At 72.7% G+C, this 20,472-nt stretch carries 22 protein-coding genes; 12 read left to right on the top strand and 10 right to left on the bottom strand.

Annotation, left to right across the window (positions count from 1 at the left end; translation table 11 throughout):
- Positions 1 to 38 precede the first annotated feature (38 nt).
- A complete protein-coding gene (locus tag ACIOC0_RS15620) occupies positions 39 to 923 on the bottom strand; it encodes an aldo/keto reductase (RefSeq protein ID WP_402155544.1) in 885 nt (294 codons plus the stop codon).
- Between the two features lie 14 nt (positions 924 to 937).
- Positions 938 to 1,879 (bottom strand): NAD-dependent epimerase/dehydratase family protein, encoded by a 942-nt coding sequence (locus tag ACIOC0_RS15615; RefSeq protein ID WP_402155543.1) that lies wholly within the window; start codon positions 1,877 to 1,879, stop codon positions 938 to 940.
- Positions 1,880 to 1,950: 71 nt separating this feature from the next.
- Here ACIOC0_RS15615 and ACIOC0_RS15610 point away from each other — a divergent pair, with 71 nt between their 5' ends.
- The 5 genes from ACIOC0_RS15610 to ACIOC0_RS15590 all read left to right on the top strand — a co-directional run bounded on the left by ACIOC0_RS15610 (position 1,951) and on the right by ACIOC0_RS15590 (position 6,854).
- A complete protein-coding gene (locus ACIOC0_RS15610) occupies positions 1,951 to 2,859 on the top strand; it encodes a LysR family transcriptional regulator (RefSeq protein ID WP_402155542.1) in 909 nt (302 codons plus the stop codon).
- 178 nt (positions 2,860 to 3,037) lie between these two features.
- Entirely contained in the window at positions 3,038 to 3,658 is a 621-nt protein-coding gene (locus ACIOC0_RS15605) for an L-threonylcarbamoyladenylate synthase (protein ID WP_402155541.1), read from the top strand.
- A gap of 167 nt (positions 3,659 to 3,825) precedes the next feature.
- Positions 3,826 to 4,581: a dienelactone hydrolase family protein gene (locus ACIOC0_RS15600; protein WP_402155540.1), complete on the top strand. Its 756-nt coding sequence runs from the start codon at positions 3,826 to 3,828 to the stop codon at positions 4,579 to 4,581.
- Positions 4,582 to 4,790: 209 nt separating this feature from the next.
- Positions 4,791 to 5,291 carry an NUDIX hydrolase gene (locus ACIOC0_RS15595; protein WP_402155539.1) on the top strand — a complete coding sequence of 167 codons (501 nt, stop codon included), beginning with the start codon at positions 4,791 to 4,793 and terminating at the stop codon, positions 5,289 to 5,291.
- Positions 5,292 to 5,348: 57 nt separating this feature from the next.
- On the top strand, positions 5,349 to 6,854 hold the full coding sequence (locus ACIOC0_RS15590) for a metallophosphoesterase family protein (protein WP_402155538.1): 1,506 nt from the start codon (positions 5,349 to 5,351) through the stop codon (positions 6,852 to 6,854).
- Between the two features lie 197 nt (positions 6,855 to 7,051).
- Here ACIOC0_RS15590 and ACIOC0_RS15585 read toward each other — a convergent pair whose 3' ends face one another.
- The 4 genes from ACIOC0_RS15585 to ACIOC0_RS15570 form a co-directional block, all read right to left on the bottom strand.
- Positions 7,052 to 8,041 (bottom strand): TauD/TfdA dioxygenase family protein, encoded by a 990-nt coding sequence (locus ACIOC0_RS15585; RefSeq protein WP_402155537.1) that lies wholly within the window; start codon positions 8,039 to 8,041, stop codon positions 7,052 to 7,054.
- A gap of 49 nt (positions 8,042 to 8,090) precedes the next feature.
- A complete protein-coding gene (locus ACIOC0_RS15580) occupies positions 8,091 to 8,537 on the bottom strand; it encodes a hypothetical protein (protein ID WP_402155536.1) in 447 nt (148 codons plus the stop codon).
- Positions 8,538 to 8,598: 61 nt separating this feature from the next.
- Positions 8,599 to 9,066, bottom strand: coding sequence for a peroxiredoxin (locus ACIOC0_RS15575; protein WP_402155535.1), 468 nt, complete (start codon positions 9,064 to 9,066; stop codon positions 8,599 to 8,601).
- The gene (locus ACIOC0_RS15570; RefSeq protein ID WP_402155534.1) at positions 9,063 to 9,491 is read right to left on the bottom strand and encodes a DoxX family protein; all 429 of its coding nucleotides are present in this window, start codon (positions 9,489 to 9,491) and stop codon (positions 9,063 to 9,065) included. Before ACIOC0_RS15570 ends, ACIOC0_RS15575 begins: the two co-directional genes overlap by 4 nt.
- A 315-nt stretch (positions 9,492 to 9,806) precedes the next feature.
- On the opposite strand from ACIOC0_RS15570, the gene ligD reads away from it, so the two are divergent.
- From ligD to hemC, 3 genes are all read left to right on the top strand, one after another.
- On the top strand, positions 9,807 to 10,766 hold the full coding sequence (gene ligD / locus ACIOC0_RS15565; RefSeq protein WP_402155956.1) for a non-homologous end-joining DNA ligase: 960 nt from the start codon (positions 9,807 to 9,809) through the stop codon (positions 10,764 to 10,766).
- A 143-nt stretch (positions 10,767 to 10,909) separates the two neighbouring features.
- The gene (locus ACIOC0_RS15560) at positions 10,910 to 11,686 is read left to right on the top strand and encodes an NPP1 family protein (RefSeq protein WP_402155533.1); all 777 of its coding nucleotides are present in this window, start codon (positions 10,910 to 10,912) and stop codon (positions 11,684 to 11,686) included.
- A gap of 152 nt (positions 11,687 to 11,838) precedes the next feature.
- The gene (gene hemC / locus ACIOC0_RS15555) at positions 11,839 to 12,774 is read left to right on the top strand and encodes a hydroxymethylbilane synthase (protein WP_402155532.1); all 936 of its coding nucleotides are present in this window, start codon (positions 11,839 to 11,841) and stop codon (positions 12,772 to 12,774) included.
- A gap of 95 nt (positions 12,775 to 12,869) precedes the next feature.
- Here hemC and ACIOC0_RS15550 read toward each other — a convergent pair whose 3' ends face one another.
- Both ACIOC0_RS15550 and ACIOC0_RS15545 read right to left on the bottom strand, forming a co-directional pair.
- Positions 12,870 to 13,391, bottom strand: a complete 522-nt coding sequence (locus ACIOC0_RS15550; protein WP_356681262.1) for a hypothetical protein — start codon at positions 13,389 to 13,391, stop codon at positions 12,870 to 12,872.
- Between the two features lie 43 nt (positions 13,392 to 13,434).
- Positions 13,435 to 13,794 (bottom strand): hypothetical protein, encoded by a 360-nt coding sequence (locus ACIOC0_RS15545; RefSeq protein WP_402155531.1) that lies wholly within the window; start codon positions 13,792 to 13,794, stop codon positions 13,435 to 13,437.
- Positions 13,795 to 14,006: 212 nt separating this feature from the next.
- Here ACIOC0_RS15545 and ACIOC0_RS15540 point away from each other — a divergent pair, with 212 nt between their 5' ends.
- Both ACIOC0_RS15540 and ACIOC0_RS15535 read left to right on the top strand, forming a co-directional pair.
- Positions 14,007 to 14,798, top strand: a complete 792-nt coding sequence (locus ACIOC0_RS15540) for a SigB/SigF/SigG family RNA polymerase sigma factor (protein WP_402155530.1) — start codon at positions 14,007 to 14,009, stop codon at positions 14,796 to 14,798.
- A 214-nt stretch (positions 14,799 to 15,012) separates the two neighbouring features.
- Positions 15,013 to 15,816, top strand: a complete 804-nt coding sequence (locus ACIOC0_RS15535) for a VOC family protein (RefSeq protein ID WP_402155529.1) — start codon at positions 15,013 to 15,015, stop codon at positions 15,814 to 15,816.
- Positions 15,817 to 15,831: 15 nt separating this feature from the next.
- On the opposite strand, the gene glgX is transcribed toward ACIOC0_RS15535, so the two are convergent.
- Complete coding sequence (gene glgX / locus ACIOC0_RS15530; RefSeq protein ID WP_402155528.1) at positions 15,832 to 17,979, bottom strand: glycogen debranching protein GlgX; 2,148 nt, start codon at positions 17,977 to 17,979, stop codon at positions 15,832 to 15,834.
- Positions 17,976 to 18,488 carry a pep a2 gene (locus ACIOC0_RS15525; RefSeq protein WP_402155527.1) on the bottom strand — a complete coding sequence of 171 codons (513 nt, stop codon included), beginning with the start codon at positions 18,486 to 18,488 and terminating at the stop codon, positions 17,976 to 17,978. Before ACIOC0_RS15525 ends, glgX begins: the two co-directional genes overlap by 4 nt.
- A gap of 379 nt (positions 18,489 to 18,867) precedes the next feature.
- Here ACIOC0_RS15525 and ACIOC0_RS15520 point away from each other — a divergent pair, with 379 nt between their 5' ends.
- Together ACIOC0_RS15520 and ACIOC0_RS15515 are read left to right on the top strand one after the other, a co-directional pair.
- Entirely contained in the window at positions 18,868 to 19,164 is a 297-nt protein-coding gene (locus ACIOC0_RS15520) for a DUF5133 domain-containing protein (protein ID WP_402155526.1), read from the top strand.
- A gap of 85 nt (positions 19,165 to 19,249) precedes the next feature.
- The coding region (locus tag ACIOC0_RS15515; protein ID WP_402155525.1) for a maltotransferase domain-containing protein at positions 19,250 to 20,472 on the top strand (1,223 nt) is incomplete at its 3' end.

Genomic DNA, 20,472 nt, shown 5'->3' with positions numbered 1-20,472 from the left:
GCCGGTGCCGGTCCCGGTGTCCTGGCCCGCACCTCGGCTCAGCCCGGCCGAACGTCCTCGAGTTCCGCCAGCTCCTGTGTGTTCAGCGTGAGCTCCACGGCCCTGGCGGAGTCGGTGATGGAAGCCGGGCGGCTGGCTCCCGGTACCGGGATCACCGCCGGGGAGCGGGCGAGCAACCAGGCCAGAGCGATCCGCTGTGGGCTGACGTCGCGTTCGGCGGCGATGCGGTGGAAGGCTGTGCCGGCGGAGGTGGGACGCGAGGGGCCGTCGAGGGAACTGCGGGAGATGCCGCCGAGTGGGCTCCAGGGCAGGAAGGCCAGCCCCAGCCGTTCACTCAGCTGCAGCTCGGGCTCGCTGTCGCGGACGGCGGGCGAGTACTGGTTCTGTACGGAGACGAGCCCGTCACCGAGGATCTGATGTGCCTGGCGGATCTGGGCGGTGGTGACATTGGAGATGCCGGCGGCACGGATCGTGCCGGCGTCGAGAAGCTCGCGCAGTGCGCCGACGGATTCCGCCCAGGGGACGGTCGGGTCCGGCTTGTGCAACTGGTACAGACCGATCGCGTCGACGTCCAGGCGCTTGGCGGAGGCTTCAGCGGCTCGCTTGAGGCGGGCGGGGGTGGCGGTGACGGTCCAGCTGCCGTCGCCGGGGCGGCCGCGGCCGCCCTTGGTCGCCACCAGGACATGGGAGGTGTCGCCGCCGTAGCGGGCCAGGGCGCGGGCGATGAGCAGCTCGTTGTGGCCCGCCTCGCCGGCGTGCCAGTGGTAGCTGTCGGCGGTGTCGATGAGGGTGACACCGGCGTCAAGGGCGGCGTGGACCGTGGCGATGGCCCGCGTCTCGTCCGGGCGGTGCTCGATGGAGAGCGGCATGGCGCCCAGGCCGATGGCGCTGACGACGGTGTGGGCGATGGTGCGGTAGCGCATGGTGGCCTTGTTCCTCAGTCGGTGGGAGCGGCGGATACGGCGAGGGCTTCGGTGACGGCGCCGGGCAGCCAGTCGGTGGTGCGGGAGAAGGAGAAGCCCAGCGCCTTCGCGCGGGCGTTGCTCATGGCGTAGTGACGGTCGCAGGAGAACGGCGAAGCCTCCTCACCCGCCGGGACTGCCCGGTAGACGGCCTCCCGGCCGGCCTGCGTGGCGACGATCTCTGCGAGGTCGTACACATCGAGCGGGCCGTCGGAGCAGGCGTTGACCGGGCCGGTGAAATCGGCTGCGGTCGCCCACGACAACAGGTCCGCCAGCTCTTCGTGGTGGATGAAGACCGTGGGCAGCGCCTTCGCGTGCACAGTGATCTCTTCGCCACGGGTGATGCGCCCGCAATAGTGCGCCAGCCGGCCGGTGAATTCTCGCGCGCCACCGCCGAGCACATGGGCGCTGCGCACAGTGGCGAAGGCGAATTTGCCGGCGTGGGCGAAGACGGCCTCGGCCTGCCGCTTGCCCTCGGCGTAGTGCGTCTCCCGGTAGGCGTCGTCGTGCCAGGGCAGGTCCATGGCCACCTGCCAGGTGGTCGGGTCCACGTTGTCCTCCGGCACGGGTGTCCCCGAGGGCACGGCCGGCAGGGCGGCGGTCACGGGGTCGTAGACCTCGATCGTGGAGGTCATGACGTAGCGCCGGGTGCGGCGTGCGAACGCTCGGGCGGCGACCGCGGCCTGTACCGGCGTGTAGCAGACCTGGTCCACCACGACGTCGAAGGTGCGGGCGTCGAGCGCGGCCGTCAGGGCGGCCTCGTCGTTGCGGTCGACGACGAGGTGCTCGACGCCGGCAGGCGGCGGGGTGGAGCCGCGGTTGATCACGCTGACCCGGTGGCCCGCGGCCTGAAGGCGCTCTACCAGGAGCTTTCCGAAGTACCGGCTTCCGCCGATGACGCAGATCTTTTGTTGCATGCCCCCCAGCTTGAAGACCTATCGTCATCACCAGAAGTCCCGACTTCCTGCATTCGTATGAAGGAAAACTGTTGATCGATGTGCAGCGGCTCCGGGTCCTGCGGGCGGTGGCGGAGCACGGCAGCTTCAACCAGGCGGCCGCGGCTCTCCGCCTCACCCCCTCGGCCGTCTCCCAGCAAGTGGCTGCCCTGGAACGCAGCCTCGGCACCCAGGTCGTCGCGCGCAGCACCCGGGGCGTCACCCTCACCCCGGCCGGCCGGATCATGGTCGGCACGGCGGAATCCGTCGCCGCGGAGCTCGAACATGCGCGACAGCAGGTCGCCGCGCTCAGCACCGGCCGCACCCAGCTCACCGTCGCCACCTTCACCAGTGGCGGCAGGCTTCTGCTGCCCGCCGCTCTGCCCCAGCTCATGGCAGCCCATCCCCGCACCGTGCTCCACGTCAGGGAGGGCGAACCAGAGGCCACCCTTCCACTCGTCCGTCAAGGCGCCGTGGACCTCGCCCTCGCTTACCACTTCGACGGCCCGCTCCCCGTCGGACCGGGCCCCCGCTCCAGCCTGGAGTGGACGCCGCTCCTGGAGGACCCCCTGCACGTCGTCCTGCCGCAGGGGCACCGACTCGCCGACCACGACGCGCTCGACCTCGCCGATCTGGCAGCCGAACCCTGGGTGCTCGGCTGTCTGAAGACCGAGGCATACCTGCGCCGTTCCGCCCGGCACGCCGGCTTCGATCCGGACATCCGCGGGACCACCACCGACTACTTCTTCGCCCGCTCCCTCGTCGGCGCGGGCATGGGAATCTCCCTGATCCCCTCCATCGCGCTCGCCCCCGGGATCCCGGGTCTGAGCATCGTCCCGATCAAGTCGCCGGGCCCGATCCGGCACATCGGCGTCGCCACGATCAGCGGCCGTGACCGGCCCGATGTCACGACGCTCATCGACACCCTTCGCGAGCAGGCGATGCAGCACGACGGGCATTGATCCGCCAGGGGCGTGGAGGAGGGGCAACACCCCTCACCCGCCACCGTCATGCCGATGCTGCGTAACCACGAAGAGCAGGCCGCCACCGCGGCGAGTGCGTGATCCCCCGCTGCTTCGCGGCAGTCTGAGCCAGGACTCCGGGGCGTGTGCTTCCGCCGGCACGGCATAAGCTCGGACAATGGCCAAGTACTACGACGTGCACCCCGACAACCCGCAGCCGCGCACCATCGGTCAGGTCGCGGCCGCCATCCGGGCGGACGCCCTCATCGCGTACCCGACGGACTCCTGCTACGCGCTGGGCTGCCGCATCGGCAGCCGGGACGGGGTGGACCGGATCCGCACCATCCGTGAGCTGGACGACCGGCACCACTTCACCCTCGTGTGCCAGGACTTCGCGCAGCTCGGCCAGTTCGTGCGGGTGGACAAGGACGTGTTCCGCGCCATCAAGGCCTCGACACCGGGCAGTTACACCTTCATCCTGCCGGCGACGAAGGAGGTGCCGCGCATGCTCCAGCATCCGAAGAAGAAGACGGTGGGCGTGCGCATCCCCGATCACGTGGTCACCCAGGCGCTGCTCGCGGAGCTCGGTGAGCCGCTGCTGTCGAGCACCCTGCTGCTGCCGGGCGAGGAGGAGCCGATGACGCAGGGCTGGGAGATCAAGGACCGGCTCGACCACGTGGTGGACGGGGTGCTGGACTCCGGGGACTGCGGCACGGAGCCTACGACGGTCATCGACTTCTCCAGCGGCGAGGCGGAGATCATCCGGCACGGAGCGGGCGACGCCTCGCGCTTCGAGTGAGTGCGGGCGCGCCCTTCGTGTGACCTGGGTAAAAGGTCGGTGTGCGCCGTGGAGGCGCCCTCCGGCACATGGATGGTGCGCGCAACGATGGGCGCGGGCCGCCCTCGGGACCCCTTCCGGAGGCGGCCGCCGCCCGGCCCGCACCGCACAGAGAGGCGCGCCTGCGCATGACCCCTGTACGGGGATCCTCGGTGGACGTCCCGACCGAGGACGGCGTCGCGGACGCCTGTCTCGCCCACCCCGCCCACGGGGCGCCCCGCCCCGGCGTGCTGCGGTACCAGGACGCCTTCGGTCTGCGCCCGCATCTGAGGGCGATGGCCGACCGGATCGCCGGGGCCGGTCACACGGTGCTGGTCCCCAACGTGTTCTCCCGTCAGGGCCGCGCCCCCGTGGTCGAGTTGCCCGAGTTCATCGACCCGTCCGCGCGTCCGGAGATCTTCGAGAAGCTCGGTCCGGTCATACGGGAGCTGACCGACGAGCGGGCGATGCGGGGCGCGGACGCCTATCCGGGGTGGCTGGCGGAGAGCCCGCTCGTCTCGGACGGACCGGTCGCGCTGAGGGGGTACTGCATGGGGGCCCGCCTCGCGCTGCTGACCGCGGGTCACCGTCCCGGCCGGGTGGCCGCGGCGGCCGGTTTCCACGGCGGGCGGCTCGCCACCGACCAGCCGGACAGCCCGCACCTGGTGGCCGGCAAGGTCACCGCCGAGCTGTACTTCGGCCACGCCGACAACGATCCCTCGCTGCCGCCGGAGCAGATCGAACGCCTGGAGCAGGCGCTGACCGAGGCCGGCGTACGGCACCGGTGCGAGGTGTACGAAGGCGCCCGGCACGGCTTCACCCGGGCCGACACCGCCGCCTGCAGCGAGGAAGGCGCGCAGCGGCACTGGGCGGCGCTGCTGGATCTGCTCGACCGCACGTTCTGAGCGTTCCCCGGCGCGGGTGCGCCGGCGGCGTCCCGCACCCGGAGGTGATCCGGGTACGGGACGCCGGCCCGTGGGGGGCGTCGGTGGGCGAGGCTGCCGCTGGGGAGAATGACAGACTTGTCGAGTCCATGTCACCTCGCCTCGCCGCTTCGAGGGATATCCCTCGGTGCCGGCCACGCTCGCGATCAGTGGCGTCCAGGCTGTCGCCCATGCCCGAGACCGGCGAACACGTCGTGGTCGACCCCGGCGTGGAGATCCCCGCCCCCGCGGCGGGTGAGCTGTGGACGGTCGGCGCGGTGGTCCTGGACGAGCGGGGCCGGGCCCTCGCCCAGCGACGCGCCCCCGACCGGGCCCTGTTCCCCGGCGCCTGGGACATCGTCGGCGGTCATGTGGAGCCCGGCGAAGGCCTGTTGGAGGCGCTCGCCCGCGAGGTGCGGGAGGAGACCGGGTGGCGGCTGCGCCCGGTGCGGCGCCTCCTCGGCGTCACCACCTGGACCGGCGACGACGGCGGCGGTCTGCGGCACGAGGCCGACTGGCTCGCGGAGGTCGAGGGCGACTTGACCGCGCCGGACCTGGAGTGGGACAAGCGCTCCGCCTGCGACTGGTTCGGCCCCGCCGATCTGCACCGGCTCGAAGAGCGCCTGTCCCCCGGGCAGTTCCTCGTCCACGATCTGATCGCCCGGGTGCTGGACGACCCCGTCGGGCGGTGAACGGGGCTTCCGTGCGGGCCCCTTCGGGCGGTCGTAGATCATTGCTACGGTGCACCGGTGGTCAACTCCTCACGTGACACCGCCGAAGGCGCCGGCTGGGGCGGTTCCGAACGCGGCGTGTACCAGCGACTCATGCCCGGCGAGGTCGAGAAGATCTCGTGGCTGGACCCCCGGATGCTCTGGGCGGCGCGCAACGGCGTGCTCGCGTCCTGGTTCGGCGACCCCACCGGCCGCACCCGCGGGCGGTGGACGGCACAGCGGGCGACGGCCGGGGCGCCGGCCGACAAGGTGATCCGGCGCCCGGACCCGGACCGCTTCTCCTTCATGGTCATCGGTGACACCGGCGAGGGCGACGACCCCCAGTACGCGGTCGTGCCCGGCTTCCTGAAGGTCGCTCAGGACACCAGCTTCGCGGTGCTGGCCAGTGACGTCATCTACCCCGTCGGCAGCGCGGACGACTACGACGCCAAGTTCTTCCGGCCGTACCGGGACTACCCCGCGCCGATCTACGCGATACCCGGCAACCACGACTGGTACGAGGACCTCGGCGCGTTCATGCGCGTCTTCTGCGGCGACGCCCCGCCCCTGCCCGCCGAGCCGGAACCCCGGCCCCTCACCCGGGCCTGGCTGCGCTCACTGCTGTGGCACCGGCCCCGCCACGGCGACGGTCAACGCCTGGAAGAAGCACGGGCCTTGCGGTCCGCGCCCGGCCAACAGGCCGTACAGCCCGGCCCGTACTGGGCGATCGACGCCGGCCCGGTGCGGATCGTCGGCATCGACACGGGACTGCTGGGCACCGTGGACGCCGAACAGGGCGCGTGGCTGCGGGAGGTGTCGAGCGGGCCCCGCCCGAAGATCCTCATCACCGGCTCCCCGCTCTACGTCGACGGCGAACACCACCCCTGCCTCATCGAGGGCGGCGGCACGGTCGACGAGATCGTCCGCGACCCCGCCCACCACTACGTCGCGGCGATAGGCGGCGACATCCACAACTACCAGCGCTACCCGGTGCGCCTCGCGGACGGCCGCACCCTTCAGTACGTCGTCGCGGGCGGCGGCGGCGCGTTCATGCACGCCACCCACACCATCCAGCGCGTCGACGTCGGCGGGGTCACCGAGTCGGACTTCCGCTGCTACCCGCTGCGCGGCGACTCCCTCGCCTTCTACAGCCGCCTGTACGGCCGCCGGCTGCGGCTGCCCCGCTTCTTCACCCTCACCGAGGCCGAGGCGACGGCGGTGGTCGCCGAGCGGCTCGGCATCCCGCCCACCCGCGCGCCGGGCGGCCCGGTCCGGCTCACCCGGCGGATCCGGTTGGTGGCGAGCCTGCTGGGCGCGGGGCGCCGCCCCGACCGCACGGCACGCTTCCGGCTGCCCGTGCGCAAGATCTACACCTCGCTGTTCTCCCCGAGCTCGGCGACGTACACCCCGCCGTTCTTCAAGTGCTTCCTGCGCCTGGACGTCACCCCCGAGAGCGTCCGGCTGCGCTGCCACGCGGCCACCGGCAACCGCGCGCAGGAGCTGCACCCGCCGGTCGAGGACGAGGTCGTCATCCCGCTGAACTGATCACACTCCCGCAATGTCCGGCTGAGACAACCGGCGGCAGGACCGGTGCGCGAACCCGCTGGAGGAGCCCGTGCCGCCCGCCCCACGCCCGCTGCGCAAGCTCGGCTTCCTCGGGCCCGGCGCTGGGCTGGCGGCCCCGCACCGCCGGGGACGACGCGCTGAAGTGAGCGCCCGTCCCCGGCCGGGCGGCGCCGGCCTCACCAGCGGCCCGGCTCGGTCCCGGTGACCGGTCGCGACGGCTTCCCGTCCACGCCGACGGGCACGTCCCCGGCGAGCATCACCCGGTGCATCGTGCGGGGGAAGTCGAGGTGGGCGTTGTCGGAGGGGGCGAGGTGGATGGTGGCGCGGTTGTCCCAGAAGGCGACGCTGCCCGGCTCCCAGCGGAAGCGGACCGTGTACTCGGGCCTGGTCGCCTGTTCGAGGAGCAGTTCCAGGATCGCCGCGCTCTCCGGGCGGGACAGCCCGGTGATCTGCTCGACGTAGTAGCCGTTGACGTAGAGGATGCGCTCGCCGGTCTCGGGGTGGACGCGCACCAGGGGATGCAGCGAGGCCACCTGGCGCTGAAGCAGGTGGCGGACGTAGGCGTCGTCGCCCGGGCGGGGCTGGTAGCCGACGCCGAGTCGGTGCTCGGCGCGCAGGCCGTCGGCGAACTCCCGCAGCGGCGCGGAGAGTCCGGCATAGGCGGCGGCCAGGTTGGACCAGGTGGTGTCGCCGCCGTACGGAGGCACGGTCTCGGCGCGCAGGATCGTCGCGGCCGGCGGGTCGACGCGGGCCCCGTGGTCGCAGTGCCAGCCGCGCAGCAGGCTGTGGCGGCGGCGCCGGAGCCACTCCTCGTGGTCCATGCCGAACCTGCCGCCCAGCTCCAGCCGGTCGGCGGTGGTCTCGATCTCGGGCACGCCCGGCGGGGAGGCGCTGCCGCGCCTCGGCAGCACGACCGGCTCGCCGAAACGGCGGGCGAAGGCCACGTGCCCGGCGTGGTCGAGGTTCTGTCCGCGGAAGAACACGACCTTCCAGCGCAGCACCGCGGCCCGGATCGCCTTCGTCTGCGCCTCGTCGAGGCCGGCGGCGAGGTCGATGCCCGTGATCTCCGCGCCGATGTGCCCGGCGACCGGGTTCACCTCCACTCCGGCCGCCCGGGCGGCCTCCTCCCACGCCCCGCTCTCGGACACGGGGGACTTCGTCGTCATAGGTGCTCCATGGTCGTCGTCGGGTGCGGCCGTGCGTGCCGCCCGCGGGCTACCTGCCCGGCATCGGCGGCCGGTCAACCCCGGCCGAGCGCTGGGCGGGAGGTTCTGCTCGCACCAGATCGTCTTGCCGCGGGTCGTCCGGCAGCTGCCCCAGCGCTGGGTGATCGCGGCGCGGCGCAGAAGGCGAGTCCGGCGAGGGTCGGCTCGGTCCCGGGGGCCGGGCGGTGACCGTCAGGCCGGCGAGCCTGCAGCCGGGGCCGAGGACGGGGCAGGCGGTCACGGTGACTGCGACCGGGCCTCCGTCGCGGTGCCGTACGAGGACGGGGCCGGACCAGGCCCCGTCGGTGCGCATGGGCAGGGCGTCGGCGAGGAGCTCGGGCTCCGGCCGGCCCGGCGCCTCGTCGGCCGGACAGTCGGTGAGCAGCCGGGCGCCCTCGCTCCGGCCCGTCGCGACGCCCCGGGCATCGATGACGGCCACGGCGGCGACTTGCTCCATGTCGTCCGGAACGTTCCCCTCGGTCCGCCGCATCGACCGCGCCCCGCCAGGGGCCGGGGCCTCAGGTCCGGTGGGCGCGCAGGGCCTCCAGGGCGCGGTCGGCGTGGGTGTTCATGCGCAGTTCGCTGTGGACGGCCTCCAGGACGGTGCGGTCCTGGCCGATGACGAACGTGGCCCTCTTGGTGGGGGCCAGGGAGAAGCCGCGCTTGACTCCGAAGCGGTCGCGCACCGAGCCGTCGGCGTCGGAGAGCAGGGTCATGCCGAGCGTGTGGCGGCCGGCGAACTCCTGCTGGCGGTCGACGGAGTCGCCGCTGACGCCGACGGGCCGCGCCCCCACGGCGGCGAACTCGGCGGCGAGATCGCGGAAGTGGCAGGCCTCGGCGGTGCAGCCGGGGCTGAGGGCGGCGGGGTAGAAGAAGAGGACCACGGGTCCGTCGGCGAGCAGGTCGGTGAGGGAGCGCACCGTCCCCGTCTCGTCCGGGAGGGCGAAGTCCTCCACGCGGTCACCTGGCTGCGGAGCCTTGCTCACGGCTGTCCCTTCATCGTCGACACGGTACGGATCGCGCCGCCGGCCGCGGCGGCCCGGTCCGCCCGGCGGGCCACGTTGCGGGCCCACAGCACGAGGGGCGCCTGGAGGGGCAGCCGGGCGATCGCCGCCGCCTTGACGGGGGCGGGGCGGTGCCGTCGGTCCACGGCCATCTTCACGTTGGCGGGGAACACGCCGACGAAGAACGCCGCCGTGGCGAGCGCCGCCGCCTTGCGGGTCCTGGGCGCCACGAGGCCGGCCGCCAGCGCCAGCTCGGCGACGCCGCTGCCGTAGGTCCAGGCGCGGGGCGGACCGGGCAGCGCGCGCGGGATCGTCGCGTCGTAGGGGCGCGGCACCGCGAGGTGCGCGATGCCCGCGGTGGCGAGCAGCCCCGCGAGGAGCAGGGGTGAGCGTTCGGACCGGGGCACGGTTCCTCCTCCGGCGGCCCGGCACGCGCAAAGGCGGCCCGGCGCGCCCTCTGACGGCCTGGCGCGCGATATTACGCGAGAGTAGGGATCGTTCCGGCGGCGGGGCCCTCCCCCAACTCGCCTGACGGGAGCGGTCCGTGCCTCGGGGCTCGGCGGGCGGGCGGCCCGGCTCCTCGGTGAGCGGGAGCACCTGGGCCGACCGAAGGGCCACGCCGGGCGCGGCGGCCCCCGTTCAGGGGAACCCCGCACGTCGCGGGCGTGCCGGGGCGCGGGCCCGGTGACATCTCACCCGTGACGCTGCCGTTCATCGCCCCCATGCTCGCCACCCCCGGCGCCCTGCCACCCGTCGCACAGGACGCCCGCTGGGCCTACGAGACCAAACAGGACGGGCAGCGGGCGGTGATCTACCTGCCCGGCGACGGGAGCGTGGTGCTGCGGGCCCGGTCCGGGGAGGACATCACCGCCGCCTACCCGGAGCTGCGCCCGCTGGGTGAGGCGCTGGGCGGCACGGCCGCCGTGCTCGACGGGGAGGTGCTGGCGCTCGACGACGAGGGCCGCGCCGACTTCCAGCTGCTGCAGCAGCGGATGGGGCTGGTCCAGGCCCCGGCCAGGGCGGCACGGCTCGCGGCGAGGACCCCGGTGCACCTGGTGCTGTTCGACGTGATGCACCTGGCGGGCCGCTCCCTGACAGCCCTGCCCTACACGCGGCGCCGGGTCAGACTGGAGCGCCTCGGTCTCCAGGGGCCGTTCTGGTCCACGCCGAGCGCGCTGGTCGGCCACGGCCGCGAGGCGCTGGAGGCGACCCGTGCGCACGGGCTGGAGGGGCTGGTGTGCAAGCGGCTGGACTCGGTGTACGAGCCCGGCGTCCGCTCCCGTGCCTGGATCAAGATCCGCAACATGCGCACCGCCGACGTCCTGGTCGGCGGCTGGCAGCCCGGCAAGGGGCGGCTCACCGGGCTGCCCGGCGCGGTCCTCGTCGGACAGCGGGCGGCCGGACGGCGTCTGCGGTACGTCGGCAGCGTGGGCACCGGCTGGAGCGAGGCCGAACGGAGCGAGCTCGCCGCGCTGTTGAGGGCCGCCGCGACCGACGCGTGTCCCTTCGACCCGGCCCCCTCGGCGCCCGGCGCGCATTGGGTGGTGCCGCGCCTTGTGGGCGAGGTCCGCTTCAGCACCCGGACGCGGGCGGGGCTGCTGCGCCAGCCGTCCTGGCTGCGGCTGCGGACCGACCTGACGCCCGAGGAGTCGGCGGCCGACCTTCCGGACACACCGGCATGACACGGCATCAGGTGACTCGGTGTCAGCCCTGTCTTCACCGCCGATACGCCTCCCCCTCTTGGCGCGGACATGAAAAGCGTGGAAGCTGAACCTCCTTTTGGCTCCCAGCCGTTCGGCTGCGCCCGGATCTGGAGGAGGACGCAGTGGCGTCACCCACGTTCAAAGCCCACCGCAGGAGATGGCTCACCGGTCTGACCGGCGCCGTGGCGCTCGTCCTCGCGGTGCCCTCACTCGCCTGGGCCGCGCCTCCCCGGGCGCTGGCCCGCAACGCCGAGGCGGCGGAACTGACGTATCAGCCCGCCTTCGACTACGACACGGACGGCTGCTACCCCACTCCCGCGATCGGCCCCGACGGCACGGTCAACGGCGGCCTGAAGCCGACCGGTTCGCTCAGCGGCGACTGCCGGGACGCCTCCGACCTCGACAACACCAACAGCTACTCGCGCTACAAGTGCGACAAGGGCTGGTGCGCGTACATGTACACCCTGTACTTCGAGAAGGACCAGGCCCTCGCGGGCAGCGGCATCGGCGGGCACCGCAACGACTGGGAACACGTCGTGGTGTGGGTGCAGAGCGGCAAGGTCCAGTACGTCTCGACCTCCAACCACGGCGGGTTCACCGTGCACCCCGCGTCCTCGGTGCGCTTCGAGGGCACCCACCCGAAAGCCGTCTACCACAAGGACGGCATCAGGACGCACTGCTTCCGGCTGGGCAACTCCAACGACGAGCCGCCGGAGAACCACAAGGGCGCCTGGCAGTACCCGGCCCTGGTCGGCTGGAACGGCTACCCGGCGGGCGTGCGCGAGAAGTTGACCTCCTACGACTTCGGCAGCGCCGACTTCGGGATCAAGGACGGCAGTTTCGCCTCCAACCTGACGAAGGCGAAGCCGGCCGGGATCACCTTCGACCCCAACGCCTGACCCCCGCCCGGGAGTCGGCACGGAACCGGTCCGGGGTGGTGGGTGCCCCGACGGGTCACGCCCCGGACCGCGCCCGGCCCCCTGTCAAGGCGGCGGGCCGCTTCGCCCCGTCCGGCGAACGGCGTCCTCCCGGAGGGTCTATGGTGTCCCGCATGTCCGTTCCGGAAGTGATCCGTATCGTCTCGCGTGACTCGCCCATGGCCCTGGCCCAGGTGGAGCGGGTCCGCGCCGAACTCTCCGCCCTGCGGCCCGGTGTGCGCACCGAGGTCGTCCCCGTGAAGACCACCGGCGACAAGTGGATGGGGGACCTGTCGCAGGTCGAGGGCAAGGGGGCGTTCACCAAGGAGGTGGACGCGGCGCTGCTGGCCGGCGAGGCGGATCTCGCGGTGCACTGCGTCAAGGACGTCCCAGCGGACCGGCCGCTTCCCGCGGGCACGGTGTTCGCCGCGTTCCTGAAGCGGGACGACATCCGCGACGCCCTCGTCCACCCGGGCGGGCTCACGCTGGACGAGCTCCCGCCGGGTACCCGGATCGGCACCTCGTCGGTGCGGCGGATCGCCCAGCTGGCCGCCACCCATCCGCAGCTGCGGTGCGTGCCGTTCCGCGGCAACGCCAACCGGCGGCTGGAGAAGCTGGCGGCGGGCGAGGCCGACGCGCTGCTGCTCGCGGTGTCCGGACTGGAGCGCATCGAGCGGCGGGACGTGATCAGCGAGGTGCTGTCGCCGGAGGCCATGATGCCTCCGATCGGCGCGGGCATCCTCGCCCTGCAGTGCCGTCAGGAGGACGCCGACCTCATCGACGTCGTCAGCGGGCTCGGCGATCCGGCCACCCACCGGGAGGCCACGGCCGAGCGGATGTTCCTGCATGTGCTCCAGGGCCACTGCAACAGCCCCATCGCCGGGTTCGCGCGGGTGGACCGCAGCGGTGAACTGTCCCTGCGGGCCTGTGTGTTCACTCCGGACGGCAAGATCCGGCTGAACGCCCACGAGTGGGCGGGCCGGCTCGACGCGGCCACGCTCGGCACCTCGGTGGCGGTGGCGCTGCTGCGCCAGGGCGCCCGCGAGATCATCGACGGCATCCCGCACTGAGGGGTCTTTTCACTACGCCCGTCCGGGTCGCGCGGCCTGATCGGACGCTCATAGTGAGACGCTCATAGTGAAAGGACCCCTGCGCCCCGGACGGCTCAGGCGGTGCCTTCCTCGGCCTGGTCCCGCAGGAAGTTGCTGACCTGGCGGGCCAGGCTGTCCCGGCCGGCGCCCGCCGTGGCGCCGGCGGCGCCCTCGTGCAGGCCCACGCCGCCCACCCACATCCGGCGCCCGGCCCACTCCTCGTCCACCCGCAGCTGGATCTGGACGTCGACCTGGCCGAGCGCTGCCTCCGGCCCGGCGGCGTAGAGCACGGCGGTGGCCCGGCGCAGCGGGTAGACGTCGAAGCCCTCGATGAACTGCGAGTTGCGCCAGTCGATGAAGGCGCTCTCGCCGTCGGCGCCGAGCCGCACGTCGATCTGCCCGTCCTCCAGGTGGACGCCGAAGCTGCGTTCCGCGCGGTTCTCCACGGTCACCCGGAGGCGGAAGTACGTCAGCCCCTCCGCCGCGTCGTCGCGCCCCCGCGGCGGCTCCGCCCGCTCCAGTCGGTGGACGCGGACCCGCAGACCGGCATGCTCGTCGTACTCCTGCCAGTCCTCGACCACGTTCGGCTCGTACACAGTCCACCTCTCGACTTCTACGGGCTGCTTCCTATCCGTGCGCTCAGCGCACTGTCAAATGCGCGGAATGCGCTGTGGCCAGGCGGTTCACCCCATTTGATCGTCGATCAAGCGCTGCGCAGGCACGATTACCCGACGGGCCGTCGGAGGCAATCACCCGGGCGTGCCGCACATCACGTCGGCGGGCGGGAAGCAGGGCGTTGGAGCCGATCGCCGTGGTATTGCCGGCGCCGGTCGGGCCGATCAGGCCGAAGCCCTCGCCGGCGCGGACGGTCAGGGCGGGGAGCGCGGCGCGCAGCGCCTCCCGGTCGGCGGCGTCCAGTCGGGTGACGCCGCCGAGCGCGTCGGCGAGCTCTTCCGGGAACCTCTGCGGCAGAGCCGGCGGGATCCGAGCCGGTCTCAAGATCGCGTACAGGACACGCCAAGAATGATCTGGACAAATAGGGCAGAATCGTTTCATAACCCCTGCAGCGGGAATCAGCAGGAAGTGCTTCGGACAGGAGGCACGTCCGTGGGATCCCGCCGTGCGGGCCGCCGCGGATGTTCTCCGCCCGGTTCGCGCGCTTCCCACGGTGTCCGTCCATCCCCCGGCACCCCCTGAGGGAGGCACGCGCGATGCGTACCACCGTCAGAACCAGGCAGCACCCCCACGACGACGCCCCCGACACCACCGAGTCCTTCGCCCGTCTCGCCGGTCTGCCCGACGGCCCCGAACGCCGATCGCTGCGTGACGAGCTGGTCCGGCTCTGGCTCCCCATGGCCGAGCGGATCGCCGTCCGCTTCCGCGGCCGCGGCGAGGCGCTGGAGGACCTCTACCAGGTGGCCGCCCTCGGGCTGGTCAAGGCCGTCGACCACTACGACCCCGGCCGCGGCCGCGCCTTCGAGGCGTACGCGGTGCCGACGATCACGGGCGAGATCAAGCGCCACTTCCGCGACCACATGTGGACGCTGCACGTGCCGCGCCGGGTCCAGGACCTGCGCAACCGGGTGCGGCACGCCGTCAAGGACCTGTCGCAGACGATTCCCGGACGGCCGCCGACGGTCCCCGAGATCGCCGAGTACGCGCAGCTCACCGAGGACGAGGTGCGCACCGGCATGGAGGCTCTGGAGTGCTTCTCCGCGCTGTCCCTGGAGGCGGAGATGCCCGGCACCGACGGGTACGCCCTGGAGGACGCCCTCGGCGACCCCGACCCCGGCTACGACACGGTCGTCGACCGGGTGGCCGTGGCCCCCAGTCTGCGTGCGCTCCCCGAGCGCGAGCGGACCATCCTGTACCTGCGGTTCTTCGGCGGCATGACGCAGAGCGGCATCGCCGAGGAGCTGGGCATCTCGCAGATGCACGTCTCACGGCTGCTGAGCGGCTGCTTCGCCCGGCTGCGCGAGGAGGTCGTCGCCGACGCGCGGTGAGCGGCCCGCGCGAAGGCCTTCCCGGACGCCCGCCCCCGACGCGGGGGCGGGCGTCGCCCGTCACTCCGACGGGTCAGTTTCGCGGGCGGGTCCCCGCGGTACTCGTGGCACCCTCCCCTTGCCGCCGGGCCGCTCGGCGGGCGCCTTGCGGGCATCCGGCCGGACACTGGGGGGGAGAGCCGGTCGCAGCCGACAGATCAGGAACGCGAGTGCCATGAACGATCACCCGACATCTGCCCCCGGTGCGACGGAGGCCGTCTCCACGCACTCCGTGTTCGGCGCGCCCTGCTGGGTGAGCCTGACCAGCCGCGACCTGGCGGCCACCCAGGACTTCTACGGCGCCGTCCTCGGCTGGGAGTGGCGTCGCGGCTCCCTGGGCGAGCACTTCCGTACGGCACTGGTCGACGGGGTGCCGGTCGCGGGCGTCGCCGCCGTCGCCGCGATGTGGCAGATGGCGGTGGCCTGGACGCCGTACTTCGCCGTGCCCAGCGCGGACGTGGCAGCGGCCCGGGCGCGGGAGCGCGGCGGCACGGTGGCCGTGGGGCCGATCTCGCTGCCCCCGGGCCGGGCGGCGCTGCTGGCCGACCGGGAGGGCGCGACCTTCGGCGTCTGGGAAGGGTCCCTGATGGGCAACTGGGAGGCCTGGCGGCAGGCCTCCCCCGCCTTCATCCGACTGCACACCCGGGACGCCTTCGACTCGGCGATGTTCTACGGCGAGATCCTCGACTGGGCGACGGACCGGCCCGGCTGCTGCGAGGTGCACTACGAGGGCGGCGAGGTGGTGCTGCGCAGCCGGGGCGACATCGTGGCCCGTATCGAGTCCGGCGCGCTGGAGGCCGCCCCCGATCCGACGATCCGCCCGCACTGGCAGGTCCACTTCGCCGTCGCGGACGTCTCGGCGTGCGCCCGCACCGCGGAGAAGCACGGCGGCAGCGTCCTGGCGGAGACCGCCGACGAGGCGGTCCTGCGGGACCCGGACGGCGCCCAGTTCACGGTCACCTCCCACCGCGAGCGCTGACCGCGCCCGGCCCGGTCACCCCGCGCGGCGGGGCGGCCGGGTCAGCACCAGGAGGCTGCGGGACTCCACCGTCACCTCGGCGCCCGCCTTGTGCTCCGTCTCGTCCGGGCCGCCGCGCGGGCTCACCGTGTCGACGCACACCGTCCAGCGCTCCGCGTACTCGGCGCCGGGCAGGTGGAAGACGACGGGCTCCCAGTAGCTGTTGAGCAGGAGCAGGAAGGAGTCGTCGACGACGGGCCGGCCCCGGGCGTCGGGTTCGGCGATGGCGTCGCCGTTGAGGAAGACGCCGACGCAGTGGGCGTCGGGGCGACGCCAGTTGTCGTCGGTCATCTCACGGGCGTCCGGCAGCAGCCACACCAGGTCGGGCAGCGGCTGCCCGGCGTGGGTGACGGTCTCGCCGCGGAAGAAGCGACGCCGACGCAGCACCGGGTGGGCGGCGCGCAGGGCGACCAGGTGGCGGGTGAAGTCGGTCAGCTCGCGCTGCTGTGCCGTCAGCCGCCAGTCGATCCAGGAGACCTCGTTGTCCTGGCAGTAGGCGTTGTTGTTGCCGCGCTGGGTGCGGCCGAGCTCGTCGCCGTGGCACAGCATGGGGATGCCCTGCGACAGCAGCAGTGTGGCGATGAGGTTGCGCTGCTGGCGGGCGCGCAGCTCCAGTACGGCGGGGTCGTCGGTGTCGCCCTCGGCCCCGCAGTTCCAGGACCGGTTGACGCTCTCGCCGTCCCGGTCGTCCTCGCCATTGGCCTCGTTGTGCTTGTCGTTGTACGAGACGAGGTCGCGCAGGGTGAAACCGTCGTGCGCGGTGACGAAGTTGACGCTGGCGCGCGGCCGGCGCCGGTGGTGCGCGTACAGGTCGGAGGAGCCGGCGAGGCGGGAGGCGAACTCGCCCAGGGAGCCGGGCTCGGCCCGCCAGAAGTCGCGCACCGCGTCGCGGTAGCGGCCGTTCCACTCCGACCACAGCGGCGGGAAGTTGCCCACCTGGTAGCCGCCCTCGCCGACGTCCCACGGCTCGGCGATCAGCTTGACGCGGCTGATCACCGGGTCCTGCTGGATGAGGTCGAAGAACGCCGACAGCCGTGACACCTCGTGGAACTGCCGGGCCAGGGTGGCCGCGAGGTCGAAGCGGAAACCGTCGACGTGCATCTCGGTCACCCAGTACCGCAGCGAGTCCATGATCAGCTGGAGGACGTAGGGGTGCCGCATCAGCAGGCTGTTGCCGGTGCCGGTGGTGTCGTAGTAGTGCGCGAAGTCGCCGTCCACCAGGCGGTAGTAGGAGGCGTTGTCGATGCCCCGGAAGGAGAGCGTGGGGCCGTTCTCGTTGCCCTCGGCGGTGTGGTTGTAGACCACGTCGAGGATCACCTCGAGCCCGGCCGCGTGCAGCGCCTTGACCATCGCCTTGAACTCGGCGACCTGCCTGCCCCGGGTGCCGTCCGCGGCGTAGGCGTTGTGCGGGGCGAAGAAGCCGATGGTGTTGTAGCCCCAGTAGTTGGACAGGCCCCGGTCGGTGAGGACGCCGTCCTGCACGTACTGGTGGACCGGCATCAGCTCGACCGCGGTCACGCCGAGCGAGGTGAGGTGCCCGGTCACCGCCGGGTGCGCGAGACCCGCGTAGGTGCCGCGCAGTTCCGGCGGGACGTCGGGGTGGGTGCGGGTCAGTCCGCGCACATGGGCCTCGTAGATCACCGTGTCGGCGTAGGAGCGGCTGGGCGGCCGGTCGTCGCCCCAGTCGAAGGCGGGATCGGTGACCACGCCGAGCAGGGTGTGCCCGGCGCTGTCCTGGGGGTCGGGCCGGTCGCCGGCGCGTTCGAAGAGCGAGGCGTGATTGTCGATCTGGCCGTCGACGGCGCGCGCGTAGGGGTCGAGGAGCAGCTTGGCCGGGTTGCAGCGGTGTCCGGCCGCCGGGGCCCACGGCCCGTGCACGCGGTAGCCGTAGCGCTGCCCGGGGCGCACCCCGGGCAGGTAGGCGTGCCACACGAAGCCGTCGACCTCGCTGAGCGGCACGGTGCGGGCGCCTCCCCCGTCGTCGACGAGGACCAGGTCGACGTGCTGCGCGACCTCGCTGAACAGGGCGAAGTTGACGCCCTCCCCGTCGAAGTGCGCGCCCAACGGGTAGGGGTGCCCGCTCCAGACGGGCACCCCTGCGCTCCGGTCGGTCCGTGAGGTCACCGGGAGACCTCCACGACGTCGGCCGTCCCGCCGGCGGAGGCGGCCAGTGACGTCACGGGCAGCAGGCGGGGCACCTTGAGCATCTCGCGGAGCCTCGGGACGGGCCGGGTGGGCACCAGCGGGACGCGTTCCCCGGCGCGGGCGCGCTGCGAGAACCAGATGACCGTGCTGCCGGCGGCGGTGGCGCAGCCGCCCCAGCCGTCGCTGGTGGCGGCGAGGTGCTCCAGGCAGGCGCGCAGGTCCTGGTCGGGGCGCAGATCGCGGTCGCCGCCGCCGACGGCGGTGATCAGATGCTGGCGGTTCCACCACATCTCGATCGAGGTGCGCTTGTCCGTGGCGTGCTCGTCGATCGCGTTCAGCAGCATCTCCGTTCCGCGGCAGACGGGCTCGACGAGGCTCTCCAGATCCCAGTGCCGGAGGTGGGCGGCCAGGATGCGCCTGACCTGTCCGACCCGCTCCGGACTCACGTCCACGTCGAGGTGGTAGTAGCAGGGCACTGCGGTCTTCATCGTCGTTGGCTCCTCACCGGCGAGGCTCCCGCTCCTCCCGGCCGCACGGCCGGGGCCCCGAACACGAAGCGTGAGCGTCGATCGCTCCTGAGTCACAACCACAGTGGGGCCGCTACGCCATTCGTGCAACACGAGCACACCACGACCAAGATCCAACAGGACGTTGGGTGGCGAGCCGTGCACCATAAGTGAAGGCCTCGGGAGGTTTGACGGTTCCGCACCTCTGCTCGGGGGTCCTTGCCGCTCGTGAGGCAGGGGCCCCAAGGGGTCCTTGCACTGTGAGCGACCCGGACGGGCATGGTGCGAGGACCCCTGAAGGCCGACCCCGCTCGTCGGCGGGGCGACGTACCTCTCGCACTCCCGGAAGGTGACCTGCGCCATGCTGCTACCAGCCAGGACCGAAGTGGCCAGATGTCTGCGCGGCTACCGCGCGTGGGAGCGGGCGATGCTCGCGAGCCCCGGGGACGTCGCGGTGCGCTCCTCGTTCGAGGACTGCGGATACACCCTGTGCGTGCTGATGGGCAAACGTTGCGCCCGGGAGGCCGCGGACGCCGCCGAGCAGTACCTGCGAGGGGCGGTGGAGACCCGGGTGCGGCGCAGCGCGTCCCGCCGGACGAGCGGTGTCGCGCGGCTCGCGGCGACCCGGCCGGTACCGCGCCTGGCCGCCGAGCGTTAGCAGTCAGCGCCCGCGCCTCGGCGGGCAGTGAACGACGGGCGACGGACGCCGTGTTCGGTCGCCTTCCCAGTTGCGGAGGTACAGCGTGAGGTCCACCAGAGCGATCGGCCGTATCCCGGTGCGGGACGTCCATCCGCGCGTGGATTGCGGCAGCAGGCCGGCCAAGTCCGTGTGCGGGGAGACGTTCCCGATCACCGCGACGGTCTTTCGCGAGGGCCATGACGCCATCGGCGCCAACGTGGTCCTCAAGGGGCCCGACGGCAGCCGCGGACCGTGGACCCCGATGCGCGAACTCGCCCCGGGCACGGACCGCTGGGGTGCCGACGTGACGCTGGACGTGGCGGGGCGCTGGACGTACACGGTGGAGGCGTGGAGCGATCCGGTCGCCACCTGGCGGCACCACGCCGAGATCAAGATCCCTGCCGGGATCGACACGGGTCTGGTCCTGGAGGAGGGCGGCCACCTGCTGGAGCGGGCCGCGGGCCGGGTGCCGCGCGGGCCGGCGCGCACCGTGGTGCGGGAGGCCGCGCGGACGCTGCTCGACGACTCGCTGCCGGTCGCCGAGCGGTACGCGGCGGCGCTCGCGCCCGCGGTGCGGGAGGCCCTCGACCGCCACCCGTTCCGCGAGTTCGTCACCGCCGGACCCACGATGCCGCTGCTGGTGGAGCGGGAGCGGGCGTTGTACGGGTCGTGGTACGAGTTCTTCCCGCGGTCGGAGGGGACGGCGGAGCGGCCGCACGGGACGTTCCGTTCGGCGGCGCGGCGGTTGCCGGCGATCGCGGCGATGGGGTTCGACGTGGTGTATCTGCCGCCGGTGCATCCGATCGGGACGACGTTTCGCAAGGGCCGCAACAACACGCTGACGCCGGACGCGGAGGATGTGGGGGTGCCGTGGGCGATCGGGTCGCCGGAGGGCGGCCATGACGCGGTGGATCCGCAGCTGGGGACGCTGGAGGACTTCGCCTGGTTCGTTCAGCGGGCCGGGGAGCTGGGTCTTGAGGTGGCGCTGGACTTCGCGTTGCAGTGTTCGCCGGATCATCCGTGGGTGCGCAAGCATCCGGAGTGGTTCCATCACCGGCCGGACGGGACGATCGCGTACGCGGAGAACCCGCCGAAGAAGTACCAGGACATCTATCCGATCGCCTTCGACGCGGACATGGACGGTCTGGTGAAGGAGACGGTGCGGGTGCTGCGGCACTGGATGGCCTTGGGGGTGCGGATCTTCCGGGTGGACAATCCGCACACCAAGCCGGTGGTGTTCTGGGAGCGGGTGATCGGCGAGGTCAACCGCCGGGACCCGGACGTGAT

Source organism: Streptomyces sp. NPDC088254, assembly GCF_044740925.1.
Classification (GTDB): Bacteria; Actinomycetota; Actinomycetes; order Streptomycetales; family Streptomycetaceae; genus Streptomyces.
The sequence above is the reverse complement of the archived record's forward strand: the minus strand, read 5'-3'. Positions and strand labels throughout refer to the sequence as shown.

What these genes read in the sequence shown, in the direction of transcription:
- ACIOC0_RS15620 (WP_402155544.1), bottom strand. Translation starts at nt 923, where the DNA reads ATGCGCTACCGCACCATCGCCCACACCGTCGTCAGCGCCATCGGCCTG.
- ligD (WP_402155956.1), top strand. Translation starts at nt 9,807, where the DNA reads ATGCTCGCCACCCCCGGCGCCCTGCCACCCGTCGCACAGGACGCCCGC.
- ACIOC0_RS15600 (WP_402155540.1), top strand. Translation starts at nt 3,826, where the DNA reads ATGACCCCTGTACGGGGATCCTCGGTGGACGTCCCGACCGAGGACGGC.
- ACIOC0_RS15615 (WP_402155543.1), bottom strand. Translation starts at nt 1,879, where the DNA reads ATGCAACAAAAGATCTGCGTCATCGGCGGAAGCCGGTACTTCGGAAAG.
- ACIOC0_RS15595 (WP_402155539.1), top strand. Translation starts at nt 4,791, where the DNA reads ATGCCCGAGACCGGCGAACACGTCGTGGTCGACCCCGGCGTGGAGATC.
- ACIOC0_RS15585 (WP_402155537.1), bottom strand. Translation starts at nt 8,041, where the DNA reads ATGACGACGAAGTCCCCCGTGTCCGAGAGCGGGGCGTGGGAGGAGGCC.
- ACIOC0_RS15525 (WP_402155527.1), bottom strand. Translation starts at nt 18,488, where the DNA reads ATGAAGACCGCAGTGCCCTGCTACTACCACCTCGACGTGGACGTGAGT.
- ACIOC0_RS15520 (WP_402155526.1), top strand. Translation starts at nt 18,868, where the DNA reads ATGCTGCTACCAGCCAGGACCGAAGTGGCCAGATGTCTGCGCGGCTAC.
- ACIOC0_RS15540 (WP_402155530.1), top strand. Translation starts at nt 14,007, where the DNA reads ATGCGTACCACCGTCAGAACCAGGCAGCACCCCCACGACGACGCCCCC.
- hemC (WP_402155532.1), top strand. Translation starts at nt 11,839, where the DNA reads ATGTCCGTTCCGGAAGTGATCCGTATCGTCTCGCGTGACTCGCCCATG.
- ACIOC0_RS15580 (WP_402155536.1), bottom strand. Translation starts at nt 8,537, where the DNA reads ATGGAGCAAGTCGCCGCCGTGGCCGTCATCGATGCCCGGGGCGTCGCG.
- ACIOC0_RS15535 (WP_402155529.1), top strand. Translation starts at nt 15,013, where the DNA reads ATGAACGATCACCCGACATCTGCCCCCGGTGCGACGGAGGCCGTCTCC.
- ACIOC0_RS15605 (WP_402155541.1), top strand. Translation starts at nt 3,038, where the DNA reads ATGGCCAAGTACTACGACGTGCACCCCGACAACCCGCAGCCGCGCACC.